General features: G+C 68.5%; 19 protein-coding genes. 9 read left to right on the plus strand and 10 right to left on the minus strand.

Going from position 1 to position 18,514, the window contains the following annotated elements; translation table 11 throughout:
* Positions 1 to 196: 196 nt before the first annotated feature.
* The gene (locus B5X82_RS16350; RefSeq protein ID WP_079649247.1) at positions 197 to 1,207 is read left to right on the plus strand and encodes an NADPH:quinone oxidoreductase family protein; all 1,011 of its coding nucleotides are present in this window, start codon (positions 197 to 199) and stop codon (positions 1,205 to 1,207) included.
* Here the strand turns inward: B5X82_RS16350 and B5X82_RS16355 are convergent, their stop codons facing one another.
* Positions 1,208 to 2,398, minus strand: a complete 1,191-nt coding sequence (locus B5X82_RS16355; protein WP_079649248.1) for a thiolase family protein — start codon at positions 2,396 to 2,398, stop codon at positions 1,208 to 1,210.
* 201 nt (positions 2,399 to 2,599) lie between these two features.
* Between B5X82_RS16355 and B5X82_RS16360 the strand changes: the two genes are divergently transcribed.
* The 3 genes from B5X82_RS16360 to B5X82_RS16370 are packed head-to-tail and all read left to right on the plus strand — an operon-like array spanning position 2,600 to position 4,721.
* A complete protein-coding gene (locus tag B5X82_RS16360; protein ID WP_079649249.1) occupies positions 2,600 to 3,061 on the plus strand; it encodes a Zn-ribbon domain-containing OB-fold protein in 462 nt (153 codons plus the stop codon).
* Positions 3,062 to 3,114: 53 nt separating this feature from the next.
* On the plus strand, positions 3,115 to 3,912 hold the full coding sequence (locus B5X82_RS16365) for an enoyl-CoA hydratase/isomerase family protein (protein ID WP_223811217.1): 798 nt from the start codon (positions 3,115 to 3,117) through the stop codon (positions 3,910 to 3,912).
* The gene (locus B5X82_RS16370; protein WP_079649251.1) at positions 3,909 to 4,721 is read left to right on the plus strand and encodes an enoyl-CoA hydratase-related protein; all 813 of its coding nucleotides are present in this window, start codon (positions 3,909 to 3,911) and stop codon (positions 4,719 to 4,721) included. Before B5X82_RS16365 ends, B5X82_RS16370 begins: the two co-directional genes overlap by 4 nt.
* 31 nt (positions 4,722 to 4,752) lie before the next feature.
* On the opposite strand, the gene B5X82_RS16375 is transcribed toward B5X82_RS16370, so the two are convergent.
* From B5X82_RS16375 to B5X82_RS16410, 8 genes are all read right to left on the minus strand, one after another.
* Complete coding sequence (locus tag B5X82_RS16375) at positions 4,753 to 5,262, minus strand: nuclear transport factor 2 family protein (protein ID WP_079649252.1); 510 nt, start codon at positions 5,260 to 5,262, stop codon at positions 4,753 to 4,755.
* 130 nt (positions 5,263 to 5,392) lie between these two features.
* The gene (locus B5X82_RS16380; protein ID WP_176152598.1) at positions 5,393 to 6,181 is read right to left on the minus strand and encodes an SDR family NAD(P)-dependent oxidoreductase; all 789 of its coding nucleotides are present in this window, start codon (positions 6,179 to 6,181) and stop codon (positions 5,393 to 5,395) included.
* Positions 6,178 to 7,098, minus strand: coding sequence for an SDR family oxidoreductase (locus B5X82_RS16385; protein ID WP_235862711.1), 921 nt, complete (start codon positions 7,096 to 7,098; stop codon positions 6,178 to 6,180). The genes B5X82_RS16380 and B5X82_RS16385 overlap by 4 nt, the downstream gene beginning before the upstream one ends.
* 21 nt (positions 7,099 to 7,119) lie before the next feature.
* Positions 7,120 to 7,440, minus strand: a complete 321-nt coding sequence (locus B5X82_RS16390) for a 2Fe-2S iron-sulfur cluster-binding protein (RefSeq protein ID WP_079649253.1) — start codon at positions 7,438 to 7,440, stop codon at positions 7,120 to 7,122.
* A 140-nt stretch (positions 7,441 to 7,580) separates the two neighbouring features.
* The gene (locus B5X82_RS16395; RefSeq protein ID WP_079649254.1) at positions 7,581 to 8,786 is read right to left on the minus strand and encodes an acetyl-CoA C-acetyltransferase; all 1,206 of its coding nucleotides are present in this window, start codon (positions 8,784 to 8,786) and stop codon (positions 7,581 to 7,583) included.
* 31 nt (positions 8,787 to 8,817) lie between these two features.
* Positions 8,818 to 9,618, minus strand: coding sequence for an SDR family NAD(P)-dependent oxidoreductase (locus B5X82_RS16400; RefSeq protein WP_079649255.1), 801 nt, complete (start codon positions 9,616 to 9,618; stop codon positions 8,818 to 8,820).
* Between the two features lie 33 nt (positions 9,619 to 9,651).
* Positions 9,652 to 10,653 carry a LysR family transcriptional regulator gene (locus B5X82_RS16405; protein ID WP_079649256.1) on the minus strand — a complete coding sequence of 334 codons (1,002 nt, stop codon included), beginning with the start codon at positions 10,651 to 10,653 and terminating at the stop codon, positions 9,652 to 9,654.
* Between the two features lie 48 nt (positions 10,654 to 10,701).
* Positions 10,702 to 11,955: an FAS1-like dehydratase domain-containing protein gene (locus tag B5X82_RS16410; RefSeq protein WP_079649257.1), complete on the minus strand. Its 1,254-nt coding sequence runs from the start codon at positions 11,953 to 11,955 to the stop codon at positions 10,702 to 10,704.
* 385 nt (positions 11,956 to 12,340) lie between these two features.
* Here B5X82_RS16410 and B5X82_RS16415 point away from each other — a divergent pair, with 385 nt between their 5' ends.
* The 5 genes from B5X82_RS16415 (at position 12,341) to B5X82_RS16435 (ending at position 17,282) form a co-directional block, all read left to right on the plus strand.
* A complete protein-coding gene (locus tag B5X82_RS16415) occupies positions 12,341 to 13,573 on the plus strand; it encodes a cytochrome P450 (RefSeq protein ID WP_176152599.1) in 1,233 nt (410 codons plus the stop codon).
* 87 nt (positions 13,574 to 13,660) lie between these two features.
* Positions 13,661 to 14,524 carry an SDR family NAD(P)-dependent oxidoreductase gene (locus B5X82_RS16420; RefSeq protein ID WP_079649259.1) on the plus strand — a complete coding sequence of 288 codons (864 nt, stop codon included), beginning with the start codon at positions 13,661 to 13,663 and terminating at the stop codon, positions 14,522 to 14,524.
* Positions 14,525 to 14,528: 4 nt separating this feature from the next.
* Positions 14,529 to 15,386 carry a MaoC/PaaZ C-terminal domain-containing protein gene (locus B5X82_RS16425; RefSeq protein WP_079649260.1) on the plus strand — a complete coding sequence of 286 codons (858 nt, stop codon included), beginning with the start codon at positions 14,529 to 14,531 and terminating at the stop codon, positions 15,384 to 15,386.
* Positions 15,387 to 15,389: 3 nt separating this feature from the next.
* Positions 15,390 to 16,142 (plus strand): SDR family oxidoreductase, encoded by a 753-nt coding sequence (locus tag B5X82_RS16430; protein WP_079649261.1) that lies wholly within the window; start codon positions 15,390 to 15,392, stop codon positions 16,140 to 16,142.
* A 51-nt stretch (positions 16,143 to 16,193) separates the two neighbouring features.
* Positions 16,194 to 17,282, plus strand: coding sequence for a Gfo/Idh/MocA family protein (locus tag B5X82_RS16435; RefSeq protein WP_139385121.1), 1,089 nt, complete (start codon positions 16,194 to 16,196; stop codon positions 17,280 to 17,282).
* Between the two features lie 20 nt (positions 17,283 to 17,302).
* On the opposite strand, the gene B5X82_RS16440 is transcribed toward B5X82_RS16435, so the two are convergent.
* Positions 17,303 to 18,514, minus strand: coding sequence for an acyl-CoA dehydrogenase family protein (locus tag B5X82_RS16440; protein ID WP_079649263.1), 1,212 nt, complete (start codon positions 18,512 to 18,514; stop codon positions 17,303 to 17,305).

Below are 18,514 nucleotides of genomic sequence, written 5' to 3' on the forward strand. Positions count from 1 at the left end.
AAGACCTAACAGGAACTGACGAACCGTCAATAGTTGCGGGGCCTCTCATGGTCCATGATCGGTCGCGAAATTCGGCGATAATCCGGGCTTTTCCCGGCCGATAAGGAGACATGCCCCGCAATACTTCCGCCCTCGGCTGACCGGTTTCCCGGCACGGCGCTATGGTCGTCCGGACAAGATCGGAAGGGAGGAACGGATGCCCGAAGACGAGCGCATCATCGCGACGGGCCGGGTGGTCCGGACGCGCACCGTGCGCGAGCTCGACGCCTATGCCATCGAGCGCGAGCCGCTGCCCGTGCCGGCAGCGGGCGAGGTCCGCCTGCGCGTCCGCGCCTGCGGCGTTGGCTATGTCGACGCGCTCCACGCGACGGGGCGCTATCAGCTCGCCGCGACGGTGCCCTTCGTCCCCGGCGTCGAGGTGGCGGGCGAGATCGACGCGATCGGCCCGGAGGTGGAGGGGCTGGCTGTGGGCATGCGGGTGATCCCGCTGATGTCGGTGCGCGGCGGCTTCGCCGACCATGTCGTGGCGCCGGCCGTGCAGATCGCCCGCATCCCCGATGCGATGTCCTTCGCCGAAGCGGCGGCGATCCGCGCCAACTGGCTGACCGCGATGCATGCGCTGGTCGATCGCGGCGGCGTCGCGTCCGGCGAGACGGTGCTGGTGATCGGCGCGGCGGGCGGAGTCGGCGGCGCTGCGGTCCAGCTCGCGAAGCGGCTCGGCGCTCGGGTCGTCGCCACCGGATCGAGCGAGGCCAAGCGCGATTTCGCGCGGCGGCTGGGCGCCGACATGGCGATCGACACCGATCCCGACGGGTGGCGCGACCGGCTGGCCGAGGCCTGTGGCGGGAGTGGCCCCGATATCGTCGTCGATCCGGTCGGCGGCCCGCTGTTCGAACCGGCGTTCCGCAGCCTCGCCTGGAACGGCCGGCACTTGGTGATCGGCTTCGCGGGCGGGCCGATCCCATCGCTCAAGGCCAATCTGCCGCTGCTCAAGGGCGCGATGCTGGTCGGCGTCGACGTGCGCCAGTTCAACCTCCGACAGCCCGAGCGCGCCGAGGCGAACCGGGCGCTGCTCCGGCAATGGCTGGCGGAAGGTTCGGTCGGTGCGCCGGTCGGGGCGACCTTCCCGTTCGAGCGCCATCGCGAGGCGCTGGACCATGCGGCGTCGGGTGCCGGGCTTGGCAAGACCGTGCTGCTGATGGACTGATCAATCGCGGCGTAGCAGCAGGCATCCCGCCAGCGGGCCGCCGCCGGCCGCCGTCACGCCGACCTTGGGAGCGTTGGGCACCTGTCGCTCGCCGCCTTCGCCCCAAAGCTGGATGCAGGTCTCCCACAGCAGGCCATAGCCGTGCATGCGCCCGGCCGAGAGCTGGCCGCCCCCGGTGTTGAGCGGCAGCTCTCCGTCGAGCGCGATGCGCGTGCCGTCCTCGACGAAGGGGCCGCTCTCGCCATGCTTGCAGAAGCCCAGCGCCTCCAGCCACAGCATCGCCTGGAAGCTGAAGCCGTCATAGAGATTGGCGAGCTTGACGTCCTTGGGCTTGAGATCGGTGTGGGTCCACAGATGCGGCCCGGTCTCCAGCGCCATCATGCCCCATAGCGGCTCATATTGATCCCAGCTGTAGCGCCCGGCGATCCGGCCGCTCATCGCCTCGATCACGATCGGCGGCTTGCGCAGGTCCCTGGCCGCGTCGAGCGCCGAGACGATGATGACGGTCGAAGCGTCGAGCAGGGCGTCGCAATCGTAGAGGCCGAGCGGATCGGAGATCATCCGCGCGTTCATATAGTCGTCCATCGTCAGCGGGCCGCGATGGAGCGCGCGGGGATTGCGCTGCGCGTTGCGGCGCGAATTGAGCACGGTCGCGGCGACCTGCTCCCTGGTCGTGCCGAACTCGTGCATGTGCCGGCGCAGCATCATCGCCGTGCAGGTGACCGGCGACATGACGTCGAACGGACGATGGTACATCCATTTGCCCGAGACGCGCGGCTTGGGCCCTGGTTTCGCCGGGGTCGCACGATCGATCAGCTGCTGGGTATATTGAGCGAGGGTGCGGTAGCACAGCACATGGCGCGCCTGGCCCGACAGGATCGCGCCGACAGCGGCCATGATCGAGGTGAACTGCCCCGGTCCCTCGACCCCGCCGGAGAAATGGTTGCACTCGATCCCCAGCGTCTCCTTGAGCAGGGTGACGTCGATCGGCGAGTCATTCTCGTAGGAGGCTCGCAGCGGGAAGGTGGAGATGCCGTCGATGTCCTTCAGCGTCAGTCCCGCATCGGCCAGCGCCTCGTCGACCGCATCGAGCATCACGTCCATGATCGGCCGGGGCGTGCCGCGGCCGGGTGCGCACATGCCGACGCCGGTGATCGCCGCCTGCAGCCCGCCGTTGCGAATCACCATCATCGCGTCCTCTTGCTATCCCCGTCGTCTTCCCTTCATTTTCAGATCATTGCGCCGAATGGCCATACGCGATCGGGCTCATCTTGGCGCGATGCCCCTTGTCGGGGGCGAAAACCCCGGATTCCCGGGGTTTCGCGTCAAAGGGGGCGATTGGACAGGAGGGGTGGCGCGCGGTAGCGCCATGGTCAGGAAGGGACGACCGCCATGACGACACCGCTGACCAACGCGCCGCCACGCCGCTACCTGCCGGCGATCGCCGACGGGCCGAAGGGCGAATTCTGGCGTAGCGGCAAGGACGGCGTGCTGCGCATCACCCGCTGCCAGGATTGCCGGCTGTGGATCCATCCGCACGTCGACGCCTGCCGCAACTGCCATTCGCGCAACGTGAGGCCCGAGCCGGTGTCGGGCCGGGGCACGGTCGAGACCTGGACGATCAATCGCCAGCCCTGGTGGGGCGACCTCAAGCAACCCTATGCCGTCGCGATCGTCACCCTGGTCGAGCAGCCGGGGCTCAACCTCACCACCAACATCGTCAACTGCGCCTTCGAGGACATCCATATCGGCCTGCCCGTGCGGGTGGTGTTCGAGAATATCGAGGACGTCTGGTTGCCGCTGTTCGAACCCGATCCGGATGCGCGCCCGGATAGGGCGGCCCGATTGCCCTGAATGGCGTCGTTCGCATCCTTTCGGGCGTCGCACGCCGCGTTTAGCCATTGGTGATGACCATGCAGCAAAGCGACTATTCCGCCATCCTCGTCGATCTGGCCGGCGGCGTGCTGACCGTGACGCTCAACCGCCCGGACAAGGCGAACAGCTTCAACCAGGCGATGATCCAGGATTTCCGCAATCTCTGGACCGCGGTGCGCGACAGCCAGGATGTGCGCGTCGTCGTTTTGCGCGCGGCGGAGGGCAAGGCCTTCTGTACCGGCGTCGACATCCGCGAGGGCTGGCGCGCGCCGGGCGCCGAGCCTGCGCCGTTCGACTATGACGATCCCGGCGACTGGCTGGGTCCCAAGAGCAACCGCGTGTGGAAGCCGTTCATCGTCGCCGTCCACGGCATGGCGGCGGGGGGCGCCTTCTACTGGCTCAACGAGGCCGACATCGCGATCTGCTCGGAGGAGGCGACCTTCTTCGATCCGCACCTGAAATTCGGCAAGCTGTCGTCGGTCGAACCGATCGGCGCGCTGGGGCGCATTCCCTATCAGGAGATTTCGCGGATGGTGCTGCTCGCCGACGAGGAGCGGATCAGCGCGGCGACCGCGCTGCGGATGAGCCTGGTCACCGAGATCACCCGCCGCGAGGACCTGTGGCCGCGAGCGCAGGCTCTGGCCGAGAGCATCGCCGCGCGCGAGCCGCTGCCCACCCAGGGCAGCGTGCGCGCGCTGTGGGAGGCGCAGAGCCTGCCACGCGCCCAGGCGGTCAGCAACGCCGTCAAGTATATCCAGATCAGCAAGGCGACGTCGCCGGTGAAGCCGGCCCCCGCCAGCCTGAAATCCAAGCCGTGGACACTCCGGTGAGCGGCGCCGTCGAAGCCGAGCTGATCGTCCGTGACGAGGGGCGGCTGCGGATCATCACGCTCAATCGGCCCGAGCGGCTCAACGCGCTGACGCCTGAGCTCCACCATCTGCTCCAGGATGCCGTGGCGCAGGCGGCCGCGGACACTGCGGTCGGCGCGGTCGCGTTGACCGGGGCGGGACGGGCTTTCTGCTCGGGCGGCGATGTCCGCCGCAGCGCCGACGCGGCCGAGAAGGCCAGCGTCCCCGAGACCGTCGAGGAGCGCGCCGATACGCTGCGTGGTCATGGCCGCACCACGCTGCTGCTCAGCCGCATGCCCAAGCCGACGATCGCGCTGGTCAACGGCGCGGCGGCCGGCGCGGGGCTGACGCTGGCCTTGGCCTGCGATCTGCGGATCATGGCGGACGATGCGGTGCTGCGGACCGCCTATGCCCGTATCGGCCTGTCGGGCGACCTCGGCATCAGCTATTTCCTCAACCGGCTGGTCGGCGCTTCGCGCGCGGCGGAGTTGCTGTTCCTCGACCAGAAGATCGACGCGGCCGCCGCTGAAAGGCTGGGCCTCGTCAACAGGGTCGCGCCCGCGGCCGATTTCGCAGGGGAGGCGATGGCGATGGCCCGAGCGCTGGCCGAGGGGCCGGGCGTCGCCTTCCGCTACATGAAGCAGAACCTCGAACTGGCCGAGACCGGCGGACTCGAGGCGGTGATCGAGCGCGAGGCCTATAACAGCGCGCGCTGCGTCCGGACGCAGGACGTCAAGGAAGCCGCGATCGCCTTCCGCGAAAAGCGGGCGCCCACCTTCACCGGTCGCTGAACCGGAGCGGCGCGCCAGGCGCTCAACGCGTTCAGGCGATCTCGCCGAGCCTGCGGGCGATGTCGGCGCGGACCGATCCCGGCATCTCGGCGTGCGGATAGTCGCCGCTGATCCAGCCATGGCGCCAGGTCCGTTCGCGGATCCGCCAGCCTTCGGCGGTCTTGACGAACACGTCCTCATAATGGCCGTGGATCTGGTAGAAATGCTCGCGCCCGTCCTCGCCGATCGATCCGCCCGGGTTGATGACCTTGGATTTGACGTGGGCCATCTGCCGGCTCGCATCGGTGAATGTAATGCGCGACATGCCGAACATGTGCATATCGCGACTGACCGTCTCGCCCAGCTTACGGAAGAAGGCCTTCACCTCGGGCCACGGCGCGCGCATCGCGCCGGCGGAGGTCAGGTCGAACTGACAATCCGGGGTGAAGACCGTGTCGAGCACGTCGATCTCATGGTCGTCGAGCGCATGGGTGTAGCGGATGATCGTGTCGTTGATCGCCATCCGGTCGGCGACTTCGGCGGGATCATAGTCGGTCGTCATGCTTTCCTCTCCTATGGCTCGGTGGCGCGAAAGCCGCGGCTCGCGGCGGCTTTCTCCCTGCGGCGAGACATGAAACCGACGGCAATGTGATCTCGCCACCCGCAGCGGCCCAATCTCTTTTGGCAGCTATTCAGGAAATATCGGCTCTGCCCGGTCCATGGCGCAGGGCATGGTCGAACGCGGTCCGGATCATTTCTCCCCGGCGCGCGGCGGCGGCCCCGTTGCCATCGGTCATGATCAGGAAATGGCCCGCCAGCATCGCGTCGATCACGAAGCCCATCCCCGCGACCGGGTCCATCCGGCCGGGGACCGAGGGCGGATCGGCGGCGGCCGCGACATGGCCCAGCGGATGGCCGATGGCGCCGGGACAGGCGACCGACACGCCGACGCCGCTGCCGGCCAGCTCGATCGCCAGCGTCTCGCTGAGGCTGAGCAGGCCGGCCTTGGCGGCGGCATAGTCGCCATGGTCGGGCAAGGGACCGAGCGCGGCCATCGAGGCGATGTTGAGGATGTGGCCACCCCCTTTCGCGGCCATGCGCGGCGCGAAGGTGCGGACGCCGAGGAAGGGGCCGGTCAGCCCGGCGGCGATCAGCGATTGCCATTCGGCCGGCGCGATCTCGATCAGCGGACGGCGGGCCGAGGGCGGGCAGGCATTGTTGACGAGCAGCCGGATCGGCGCGGCATCGGCGTCGATCGCTTCGCTCAGCGCCGCCCAGCTTCGTGGATCGGCGACGTCGAGTATCCGCCAGTCGAGACCCTCGGGGCGGCCAAGCCGCACGACCGCGTCGCGCAGCCGGCTCTCGTCGCGATCGGCGAGCAGGACGGTCATCCCCCGATCGAGCAGCACCCGCGCGAGCGCCTTGCCCAGCGTCCCGGCACCCCCGGTGACGAGGGCGCGTCCGCCGGCCAGTTCGATCAAATGGGGTCCCAGGCGAAGACGTCGGCCGATACCTGGAGCGGATGGAGGCTGGGCTTCACCGCCGGCAGGAAATCGGAGGCGATCGTCTCGGGCGTCCAGCCCTCGGCGCGGTGGACCGAGCGGACGGGACGCGACGGCGAGAAGAGGAATATCTCGTTCTTGCGCACGCAGAAGACCTGGCCGTTGACGTCGGCGGCGGCATCCGAGCAGAGGAAGGCGACGAGCGGCGCCACCTTGTCGGGCGTCATCGTCTTGAGCCGCTCGACCCGTTCCCTGGCCGCGTCGGTTTCGGCGGGGATGCTCTCGGTCATCCGGCTCCAGGCGAAGGGCGCGACGCAGTTGGAACGCACGCCGAAGCGCCGCATGTCGAGCGCGATCGAGTTGGACAAGCCGACGATCGCCATCTTCGCCGCCGAATAATTGGACTGGCCGACATTGCCGATCAGGCCCGATGTCGAGGTCATGTGGACGAAGGCGCCGCCACCCTGCTCGCGGAAATGCGGCGCGGTGGCGCGCGACAGCAGGAAGCTGCCGTTGAGGTGGACGTCGATCACCGCGCGCCAGTCGGCCAGGCTCATCTTGTGGAACATGCCGTCGCGCGAGACGCCGGCATTGTTGACGACGGCGTCGATCCGCCCGAACGCCCGTATCGCATCGTCGACGATGCTGGCGGCGCCCGCCTCGTCGGCGACGCTGGCGGTGTTGGCGATCGCCCGGCCGCCCGCCGCCATTATCTCGGCGGCGACCTCGGCCGCGGGGCCCTGGTCCGATCCCTCGCCGGACAGCGATCCGCCGAAGTCGTTGACGACGACCGCGGCCCCCTGCCGCCCGCATTCGATCGCCAGCGCGCGGCCGATGCCGCGGCCCGCGCCCGTCACCGCGACCGTCTTGCCCGCGAGCATGTTCGTTCCATTCATGATATCGCTTCCCGCCGTTCGTCAGAGCTGCGACTTGGGCAGCGTGATCTCCAGCCCGTCGAGGTCGGCGCGCATGACGATCTGGCAGGACAGGCGGCTGGTCCCGTCAGGGTCGACCGCCATTTCGAGCATCGCGGCCTCCTCGTCGCCCGGCGGGCCGACCCGGTCCATCCAGTCGGGTGCGACATGGACATGGCAGGTCGCACAGGACAGCGCACCGCCGCAGTCGGCCAGAATCTCGTCGATGCCGTTGGACAGCGCCGTCTGCATCAGCGTGTCGCCTTCGGATGCCTCGACGATCCGGTCATCCTTGCCGGTCTTGCTGAACCTGACCTTCACCATCCGTCTCTCAAACCTTCCCGTTTTCTTGCCCGCCGCCGTGGCGGAGGGCGCATTCCTGAAGACTATCGCGACGAAGGAGGCGAGGCCATATTCGAGGTGGCGATATTTGGGAGGCCGTCGCCTAATCCCGGTCGACCCCGTCAGGGCCGCTCGAAGATCGCGGCGATGCCCTGGCCGCCGCCGATGCACATCGTCTCCAGCGCGCGTCGGCCGCCACGCCGCTGCAACTCGTGCAGCATCGAGGTCATGATGCGGACGCCGGTTGCCCCGATCGGATGGCCGAGCGAGATGCCCGATCCATTGACGTTCACCCGGTCGGCCCATTCGTCCTTCTCGATGCCCCAACCTTCGAACACGGCCAGGACCTGTGCGGCGAAGGCCTCGTTGATCTCGACCAGGTCGATGTCCTTCCAGCCGAGACCCAGGCGGGCGAACAGCTTCTCGACCGCGCCGACCGGCCCGATCCCCATCCGGGCGGGGTCGCAGCCATGCGCGGCCCAGCCGCCCCAATAAGCGATCGGTTCAAGGCCCAGCTCGGCCAGCCTGTCCTCGGCGACGACCAGACAGGCGGCGGCGGCATCGTTCTGCTGGCTTGAATTGCCGGCGGTCACCGTGCCGCCCTTGAGGATCGGGCGCAGGCTCCCCAGGCTCTCGGCTGTGGTGTCGCCGCGAATGCCCTCGTCGCGCGCGAACATCAGCGGATCGCCCTTCTTCTGCGGCACAGGCACGGGCACGATCTCGGCATCGAACTTGCCGGCCGTCCAGGCGGCCGCCGCGCGCTGCTGGCTCCGGGCGGCGAAGGCGTCCTGCGCCTCGCGGCCGATGGCGTAATCCTTTGCGAGATTCTCGGCTGTCTCGATCATGCCGGAGATCACGCCGAAGCGCTCGACCGGCTGCGAGCGCTCGCGGCCCCGGTCGAGCCGGTCGTAGAACTGGACGGTGCCGGCCCGCGCCCCGCCGCGCATCGCCGTGGTATAATATTCGATGTTGCTCATGCTCTCGACGCCGCCCACCAGGACGATGTCGCGGGTGCCGGTCTCGACCATCATCGCCGCCATGGCGACCGCCTGGAGGCCGCCGCCGCAGCGGCGGTCGAGCTGCATGCCCGGTACCTCGATCGGCAGGCCGGCGGCCAGCGCCGCCCAGCGGCCGATGCAGGGTGCCTCGCTGTTGGCGTAGCTCTGCGCGAAGACGACGTCGTCGATCCGGGCGGGATCGATCCCGGTGCGATCGACCAACGCGGTGATGACGTGCGCGGCGAGCTTCTCGGCCGGCAACGGAGCGAGGCTGCCGAGGAAGCGGCCGATCGGCGTGCGGAGCGGGGAGACGATGGCGGCCTTGCGCAAGGGAAACCTCTTTCGATGTTCTTCGATGGCGTCAGAAGTCGGTGCCGCCGTCCACATTGGCGATCAGGCCGGTGGCGTAGCCGGCGCGCTCCGACAGCAGGAAGGCGATCATGTCGGCGACCTCGCCCGGGTCGCCGATCCGTTCGAGCGCGACCTTCATCTCCATGTCCCGCAGCATGCGCCGTTCGGCCTCGGCGCGATCGATGGCGGGCTCGGCGGCCTTCAGTGCCGCCATGCGCGCGTCGTAGCGGCCCGTCCGGATCGCGCCCGGCGCGACCGCGTTCACGCGCACGCCTTGCGGCCCATAGGCTTTGGCGAGGGTCTTGGTGAGCGTGTTGAGCGCCGCCTTGAACGACGCATAGCCGGGCAGATAGGGTTTGGGCCCGCGCGAGGAATAGGCGGTGGTCAGCACGATCGCGCCGCCGCCGGCCTTTGTCATGTGCGGCAGCACGGCACGGCAGGCGCGGACCGCGGCCATCAGGCTGTGCTGGAAATAGTCGGCCCATTCGGCCTCGGGCAATTCGGCGAAGCTGCGGCTCGGCCCCATCCAGTGGTTGGTCACTGCCAGACCCCGCAGCTCACCAAGCCGGCTGGCCGCCGCATCGAGCGCTGCCTCCACAGCGCCGGGTGCCGATGCGTCGCCAGGGATGCCCTCGATCCGCACGCCATGCTCGGCGGCCAGCGCCGCGCAGGCGTCGGCGACCGCCTGCGGCGTCCGGCTGATGACCGCGACGTCGCCGCCTTCCGCGGCGATCCGGCGGACGGTTTCCCAGCCCATGCCCCGGGATCCGCCGACAACCGCATAGGCGTTGCCGCGCATGCCGAGGTCCATTCGATATGTCCTTTCGGGTGGCGTCGGCGGCCGTCAGGCCACCGCCGCCGCCTTGGTTTCGAGCGAGGCCAGCGCCAGGTCCCACATCAGGTTCTGGGGCGGAGTGCGATGATCGGCCAGCCGCACCAGATATTTGCGGCAGGGCGGGATGAAGTTGATCGGGCGGACCACGAAGTCCTGGGTGTCGTAGCGCTCGGCCGCGAACTGGGTGCAGACCACCGGCAGTTCCCAGCTCCGCGCATAGGAGGGCGCGCTCTGGAACTCCGGGATCGGCACCGGCACGGCGCCGGCGTTGACCAGCGGCTCGTAATAAAGCTCGAATGCCGCCGGGCTGAACTGCTGTGCCGGCAGGATCACGCGGACGCCCTTGACGTCCTCGGTGCCGATCACCCCGGCCCGGGCCAGATCGTGGGTGCGGGGGACCATCATCGAAAAGCGGTTCTCGCGCAGCAGCAGCCTGTCCAGTCCCGCCTCCTCGAACGGTGCGGAGACGAAGGCGAGATCGATCCGGCCGGCGCGGAGATGGTCGAGCAGCGCTGGGGTCGGGCCGCTGGTGACGTTGAGCTGGATGCCCTCGTGCGTCGCGATGAACCGGTCGATCAGGCGGGTCCGCTGGGGATCCGGAAAGCTGAACGGCAGCGCGCCGACGCGCAGCACGCCGCTCATCGAATCGCGCAGGGCATTGGCTGCGTCGCGCGCCTGGTCGACGACGTTGGCAAGCCGGCGAACCGGATCGAGCAGCGCGCGGCCGGCCGCCGTCAGCTCGACATGGCGGGTGTTGCGGATGAACAGGTTGAAGCCCAGCAGCGCCTCGAACTGGCGGATCTTGTGCGACAGCCAGGACTGGTCGATCGACAGCGCCTTGGCCGCCTTGGTGAAGCTCAGATTTTCCGAGACGGCGTTGAAGAACAGCAGGAATTCGACATCGATGCTGCGATTGTCGTCGTCGACGGCGGCGATCCTGCGGGCGTGCAGGGCGCCGAGGTCGTTTTCGTCGTTGGCGCCGACGGGGGCGGTTTTCGCTATCCTGGCCATGGGAAATCCTCTCGCTGGATTATCTGCTCCACGAAGTCGGGTGGTGGTTCATCGCTTTGTCCGGTCCGCCGCGGACTGCAGGATGGCGGCCCCGCGCAGCAGCGTGTCGGCTTCGGGTGCGGGGAGGACGACCGGGCCATGCGCGCGGCTCGGCAGGATCACCGAGGCGGTGCCCGGCGCGGTGTTCTCGCCCCGCTGGTTGGTCGAGGCCAGCTCCAGGTCGACGACCGCATTGGCGCCGTCGATCCGCTTGGCCACCACCTTGCCCGTGCAGATGGTGGTGTCGCCCATGAAGTTGAACGCGCGAGACTGGCACGACAGCTTCCACAGCCAGGCGTCGTCGCCCATCCAGTTGGTGACGAGGTGGATCAGCCAGCTCGTCCGCATCTGGCCATAATCGTAGGAGGTCGGCAGGCCGAGCGCCTGGGCACGCTCATGGTCCCAGTGAACCCGCTGGACGACGTCCGGCACGCCATAGGCGTCGGGCACGTAGAAGGCCGGCATCTTGCGCCGCTGGGCATAGCCGAGGCCGAGCGGGCCGATGCCGCTCGACGACAGGCCCATGCCCATGTGGAAGGCGATGATGTCGACCATGGTGAGCGGCCCCTTGGCCACCGGCACCAGTTCCTCGCCGACCTCGACGTCCTCCCAAAAGCGCGGGCTCGCGCCGCGCCGGACCTCGGCCGCATAGACCTCGTCGATCCTGGCGATGTCGTCGGGCGTGTAGCTCTGACGCTGGATCGCGGCGTAGCGGCCCGCCTTCTTGGTGCCCTCGCGCTCGGCCGACAGATAATGTTCCTCGCGCCGGCCGACCGGCGTGCCGGCGCGGTCGACATAAAGGTCGCGATAGGTTTCGGTGACGGTGCGGCCGCCGCTGAAGGCGGAGCTTTCCTTGACCTGGATGTTCGACGTGCTGCGCTCCACGAACACGCGCTCGTCGGGATAGATCGGCCGCCACCAGGTCCAGTCGACGCCGGTATAATATTTGCCGACTCCCCGGAACAGGCCCTTGAACAGTGCCTTGGTCTCGGCGTCGGGCTTCGGCGTCAGGTTCGTGCCGGTCGCATGGAGGAACAGCGGCGGGGCGATCTGGTCGCGCCAGCGGGTGCCCGCCCCATAAGCGCGATCATGGTAGAGCGGATTGGCGTCGCCGCAGGCGAAGGCGAAATGGCTCATCCCGTCGGACGAGGCGATGGCGTTGTAAGGCTTGTTATAGGCGAATTTCGGCACGCCGATCTGGCGGCGGGCGCGTTCGATATCCTCGTCGGTGATCTTGCCCGTGATGGGGTCCGCCTCGGCCATCATCTCTCCCTGCCGCGATCCGCGCGTCTGCGTCGTCGTTTCGATAGGAGCGGAGGTTGTATGAAAACTGATGGTAAGTCAACTATCGGCTTCCGGTGACCGCCATGCCACATCCCAATTCTGTCGGATCGATCCTGAATATGGAAAATTCCAATAGCCGTCCGTACTTCGTTGCATCGCAATAAATCCGGCATTTTTTGGCGTTTTTACGCGATCGGCGAAGGGTTTGTGCGGACGCTCCGCTCCTTCGTGGCGGGGGCACTTGAAAACTGGCGAGTATTCAGCGATGAAAAGGGGTGTAGACCCTGGCCGCGTCGGGCGGCCGATCCTGATGTGGCCGATCGAGTCGGTCGAAGCCACGCGAGCTGGTAGGAGAGGACAGACGATGAGCGAGCCCATGACCCATGAGAAGGGGTCGGTTCCCGACCATGTGCCGCCCGAGCTGGTGCATTTCTGGGACTTCCGCACCGGCCTCGGCCCCTGTCCCCACGCGCAGGTCGCCGAGCTGCACAAGGGCCCGCGGGTCTTCTATTCGCCGCTCAGCCATCAGGACCGTTCGGAGAAGCCGGTCGGCACCTGGGTGCTGACCAAGGCGGAGGACATCCGTCAGATGCTGCAGCGGGCCGACCTGTTCAGTTCCGCCCAGCCGCGCAGCCATGCGATGGGCGAGACCTGGCGGCTCATCCCGCTCGAGGTCGATCCGCCCGAGCATGGCCTGTTCCGCACCCCGCTCAACCCGCTCTTCTCGCCGGCGCGGATCAAGCAGCTAGAACCGCGCCTGCGCGAGTTGACGGTCGACCTGATCGAGAAGCTCAAGGATCGCGACGAATGCGAGTTCATCCGCGACTTCGGCGAGCAGTTCCCGGTCCGCATCTTCCTGGAGCTGATGGGACTCTCGGGTGACGATCTCTCGCGCTTTCGCAAATGGGCGGACACGATCATCCATGACCGTATCAACCGCGGCAAGGCGATGGGCGAGGTGAAGGCCTTCCTGGTCGAGCAGATCGCATTGCGCCGCGTCGATCCGCGCGAAGGCGAGCTGGTCAGCCAGGTGATGGCGATGAAGGTCGGCGATCGCCCCTTCACCGACGAGGAGGTGATGGGCACCGTTTTCCTGCTGTTCATCGGCGGGCTCGACACGGTGGTGAGCTCGCTCGCCTACCAGTTCCGCTACCTCGCCGAGAATCCCGACGACCAGGCACGGCTGCGCGCCGACCCGTCGATGATCCCCGATGCGGTCGAGGAGCTGTTCCGCGCCTTCCCGGTGGTCACCACTGCGCGGATCGCGACCGAGGACACCGAACTTGCCGGCGTCCGGATCAAGAAGGGCGACATGGTCACCGGGTCGACGCTGCTGTCGACCAGCGACCCGACCGAGTTCGCCAATCCCGAGGTCGTCGACCTCACGCGCAGCCCGAACCGGCACAACACCTTCTCCTTCGGTCCGCACCGCTGCCTGGGCTCGCACCTCGCACGCCGCGAGATCCAGATCGCGATCGAGGAGTGGCTGAAGCGCGTGCCCCCGTTCACCGTGAAGCCCGGCACCACCTTCAAGACGCTCGGCGGCGGGGTCATCGGCATGGAGGCGCTGCCGCTCGTCTGGTCGCGCCCGGCTTAAGGATTCCTGCCCCACGACCGCGCGCATCGCGGATACGACTCGGTCGCCGCGATGCTCCATCAGCAGGGGACGAGAAAGGGAGTTCGGATGGCTTTGCTGGATGGGAAGGTGGCCGTGGTCACGGGCGCGGGCGCGGGCATCGGCCGCGCCTATGTTCGGGCGCTCGCACGCGAAGGTGCGGCCGTGGTCGTCAACGATTTCGCGCGGGAGGCGGCCGAGGACGCGGTTGCCGAGATCGTCGGCCAGGGCGGCCGCGCCGTCGCCAATGTCGCCGATGTCGGTGCGCTTGAGGGCGGCGCCAGCCTGCTCTCTTCCGCGCTGGAGGCGTTCGGCCGGGTCGACATCCTCGTCAACAACGCCGGCATCCTGCGCGATGCGTCGCTGGTCAAGATGGAGGAGGCGCAGTGGGACGCGGTGATGCACGTCCACCTGAAGGGCCTCTACAGCGCGACCCGGCCCATCTTCGGCTGGATGAAGGACAATGGCGGCGGGGTGATCGTCAACACCACCTCGACCGCCGGCATCCGCGGCAATTTCGGCCAGTCCAACTATGGCGCGGCCAAGTGCGGGGTCATCGGCTTCACCAATTCGCTGGCGATCGAAGGCCGGAAATACGGCATCCGCCTGTGGAACATCGGCCCGGCCGCGGCGACCGCACTGACCGCGCACATGCCCGAGGAATATCAGCGCCGCTTCCAGATCGACCGGGTGGCGCCGACCTTGCTCTACATGGTCAGCCACCTGTCGGGCGACCAGACCGGCAAGACGCTGCTGGCCGGCGGCGGCTGGGTCGGCGAGGTGCGGTTCGAAGTGCATGACGGCTATGAGCCGAGCGACGACTTCACCGCCGAGGAGCTGGCTCGCGCCGTCGCCGACGGCAAGGTGCTGTTCCCCGATCGCGACGCCAAATGGGTAACTGCCTACGGCCCTTCCGGGAAGCGGGAGGGCTGAGCCGATGCCGATCGACTATCCTGCGATCCTCTCGCTCCAAGAGACCGGCAAGCGCTTCACCTACACCGACCGCGACACGATGCTCTACGCGCTGGGGGTCGGGCTGGGCAGCGATCCGCTCGACGAGGACGAGCTGCGCTTCGTCTTCGAGAAGGAGCTGCGTGCGGTGCCGACGCTCGCTACCGTCGTCGCCTGGGGTGCCGGAGTAAGCACCGACAAGCTCGGCGTCGACTACAGGCTCGTCCTGCATGGCGAGGAGCAGACGATCTTCCATCGGCCGATGCCGACCGCCGCGACGATCGTCGCCGACAGCGGCGTCGCCGAAGTCTATGACAAGGGCGAGGGCAAGGGCGCCGTGATCGTGCGCCAGACGGTGATCCGCGACGAGGCGGACGGCCAGCCGATCGTCACGCTCAACCGCACCATCTTCGCGCGCGGCGACGGCGGCACCGGCGGATCGAAGGCGGCGCAGCCCGCTCCCCACTCCGTCCCCGATCGCGCGCCCGACAAGGTGCTAGACTATCGGGTCGCGCCGAACCAGGCGATGATCTACCGGCTCTGTGGCGACCGCAACCCGCTCCATGTCGAACCCGAGCGGGCGAAGGCGGCGGGCTTCCACATGCCGATCCTGCACGGCCTGTGCACCTATGGCTTCACCTGCCGCGCGGTGCTGGAGGCCTATTGCGATTTCGATCCCGTCCGGATCGCCAGCCACCAGGCGCGCTTCTCCTCACCGGTCTTTCCCGGCGACACGCTGCGCATCTCGCTGTGGCGGGACGGCCACGTCGTCTCGTTCGAAGCGGCGGTCCCCGAGCGAAACGTGACGGTGCTGAAGAACGGCAAGACCGTGCTGAGGAGTTGAGCGATGACGGACAAGGTCGCGCTCGTCACCGGGGCCGGTAGCGGCATCGGCCGAGCTTGCGCGCTGGCGCTCGCCAGGGCGGGCTTCCGGCTTGCGCTGGTCGGCCGCAAACGAGAGCCGCTCGAGGAAGTGGCCGGTGAGATCGTCACGGGCGGCGGCGAGGCGCTGGTCCACCCCGCCAACGTCGTCGAGGAGGCCGAGGTCGCGGCCGCCTTCGCCGCGGCGGTCGACCGTTTCGGCCGGCTCGACCTGCTGTTCAACAACGCCGGCACGGCCTCACCCAAGGCGCCATTCGAGGATGTCGAGCTGCGCCACTGGAACCGCGTCCTTGCGGTCAACGTCACTGGCAGCTTCCTCTGCGCACGCGAAGCCTTCCGGGTGATGAAGGCGCAGTCGCCGATGGGCGGGCGCATCATCAACAACGGATCGGTGTCGGCGCATGCGCCGCGCCCCTGGGGCGCACCCTATACGGCCAGCAAGCATGCGATCACCGGGCTGACGAAGCAATTGTCGCTCGACGGCCGCGCCCATGACATCGCCTGCGGGCAGATCGACATCGGCAATGCCGAGACCGGGGTGGCGCTGAACCTGATGCAGGGCATGGCACAAGCGGATGGCCGGGTGGTGCCCGAGCCGGTGATGCCGCTGTCCTCGGTCGCCGAGGCGGTCGTCTTCATGGCCGGGCTGCCGCTCGCTTCCAACGTCCAGTTCATGACGGTCATTGCGACGAAGATGCCGTTGGTCGGCCGCGGCTGAGATCGCCGCGGAGGGAAGGAGGCCATCCTGTCCAGGAAATTGCGCGTCGGCGTGGTCAGCGCCAATTGGGGCATGACCGCGCATCTGCCGGCCTGGCACGCGACCGGCGAGGCCGAGGTCGTCGCCGTCTGCACCTCGCGCCGCGAGACGGCGGAGGCGGCGGCCGCCACCTATGGCGTCGCCAGGCCCTATTGGGACGCGATCGCGATGTGCGCCGATCCCGATCTCGATATCATCGACGTCGGCACCCGGCCCGACCTGCGCGCGCCGATGGTGCTGGCCGCGCTCGCCGCCGGCAAGCATGTCTATGCCAGCGCCAATTTCGCCCCCGATCTCGATCGCGCCCGCACGATGCGCGACGCCGTGCGGGCAGCCGGCGTGGTCGGCGCGCTCGACTCGGTCTTTCCGTGGCAGCCGGCGCATCGTCATGCCCATGCGCTGATCCAGGCGGGTGAGATCGGCCGTCCGGTGGCGGTGACCGCGCGGCTGGCGATCAGCCATTTCGCGACGCCGTCGGCGGGCGGGGCTGGCTGGAAATGGTTTGGCACGCGCAAGCATGGCGCCTCGGCGCTGCGCAACCTCGGCACCCATTCGCTGCATCTGCTCACCTGGCTGCTCGGGCCGGTCGAGGCGGTCGCGGCGCAGGCGATGATCGCCCGGAAGGAATGGCGTTTCGACGATGGCGAGGTGCTGCGGCCCGAGGTCGAGGACACCGCGCAACTGCTGCTGCGCTTCGCGCGCGGCACGATGGGCACGCTGATGCTGAGCTGGTCCTCGCCCGCCAAGACCGGCTGGCTGATGGAGATCACCGGGGAGACGGGTACGCTCGCGACCGATGACCCGACCGGCTTCGCCTGCGGGCCGAGCGTGACGCTGCGGCGCGGATCGGGCGGGGGGCGACTGGAGCCGGTCGAGATCCCCGAGGCGCTGACCGCACCGCCGGGTATCGATTTCGCGACGCCGCCGGCACGCAACCAGTCGCACGACATCGCCGGTGCGATGAAGGACATGATCCGCGCGATCCGCGAGGGCGGCGCGGCGCTGCCGAGCTTCGAGGACGCCTTCCATGTCGAGGCGATCCTCGACGCCGCGCGACGCGCGATCGACAGCCGCGCCTGGGTCGACGTGCCGCGCGTCTAGGGCGGCTGAAGGGCGTCGCCTCAAATCCCCTTTGGCGCCTGTGAGAAGGGGATGTCCTTGTCGACGCGCGGTTCGGCGGGAAGGCCCAGCACGCGTTCGGCGATGATGTTTCGCAATATCTCGTCGGTGCCGCCGGCGATGCGGATGCCGGGCGCGTGCAGCAGGTCGTGGTGGACGGTGCCATCGGCCATCGACAGCGCCTCGTCGTCGATCAGGCCATAGGCCCCCTGCGCCTCGATCAGCCGACGTGACAGTTCCTGCAGCTCGCTTGCCATCACCAGCTTGCCGATCGAGGCCTCGGGCCCCGGCGTCTGGCCCCGCGACATGGCGGTGAGGGTGCGGTAGCGGGTCAGCGAGACGCCGCGCATGCGGACATAGCCGTCGGCGAAGGCGGCGCGGAAGGCACCGTCGTCGGCAAGCGTGGCGTCACCTGCCGGGGTCGCACGGGCGATGGCGATGATCCGGGCGGCGGGCAGGCCGCGATCCTTGCCGCCTTCCACCCGCTCGTTCATCAGTGCGAAGATCGCGACCTTCCAGCCCTCGCCGACCTCTCCCAGCCGCTGCGCATCGCTGATCCGGACGTCGTTGAAGAACACCTCGTTGAACTCGACGCCGCCCGACATCTGGTGGATCGGGCGTATCTCGATACCGGGCGCCTTCAGGTCGACCCAGAACATCGTCAGCCCCTTGTGCTTGGGCAGGTCGGGGTCGGTGCGCGCGATCAACAGGCCGTAGTCGGAATAATGCGCGCCGCTGGTCCACAGCTTCTGGCCGTTGAGGATCCAGTCGTCGCCGTCGCGGACCGCGCGGGTGCGCACACCCGCCAGGTCGGAGCCCGCCGCCGGCTCGGAGAAGAGCTGGCACCACACCTGCTCGCCCCGGATCGCCGGGCCGACGAAGCGCTCGCGCTGCTCGGCGGGCGCATATCTGATGACGGTGGGCAGGCACAGGCCCAGGCCGATGCCGAAGAAGGCGATGGGTACGCCGCGCCTGGCCTCCTCCTGCCGGAAGATCACCTGTTCCATCGCGGTGCCGCCGGCGCCGCCCCATTCCCTCGGCCAGGTGATGCAGGCATAGCCATGATCGGCCTTGATCGCCTGCCAGCGGCGCGCGACCGCCAGCCGGTCCATCTCCCCGCCGGTCGGACGTGGCAGGTCGGCGGCGTGGGCATCGAGGAAGGCGGCGGCGCGGGCGCGGTAGGCGGCTTCTTCGGGAGTGTCGCTGAAATCCAT

The organism is Rhizorhabdus histidinilytica, assembly GCF_900167915.1.
Taxonomy (GTDB): domain Bacteria; phylum Pseudomonadota; class Alphaproteobacteria; order Sphingomonadales; family Sphingomonadaceae; genus Rhizorhabdus; species Rhizorhabdus histidinilytica.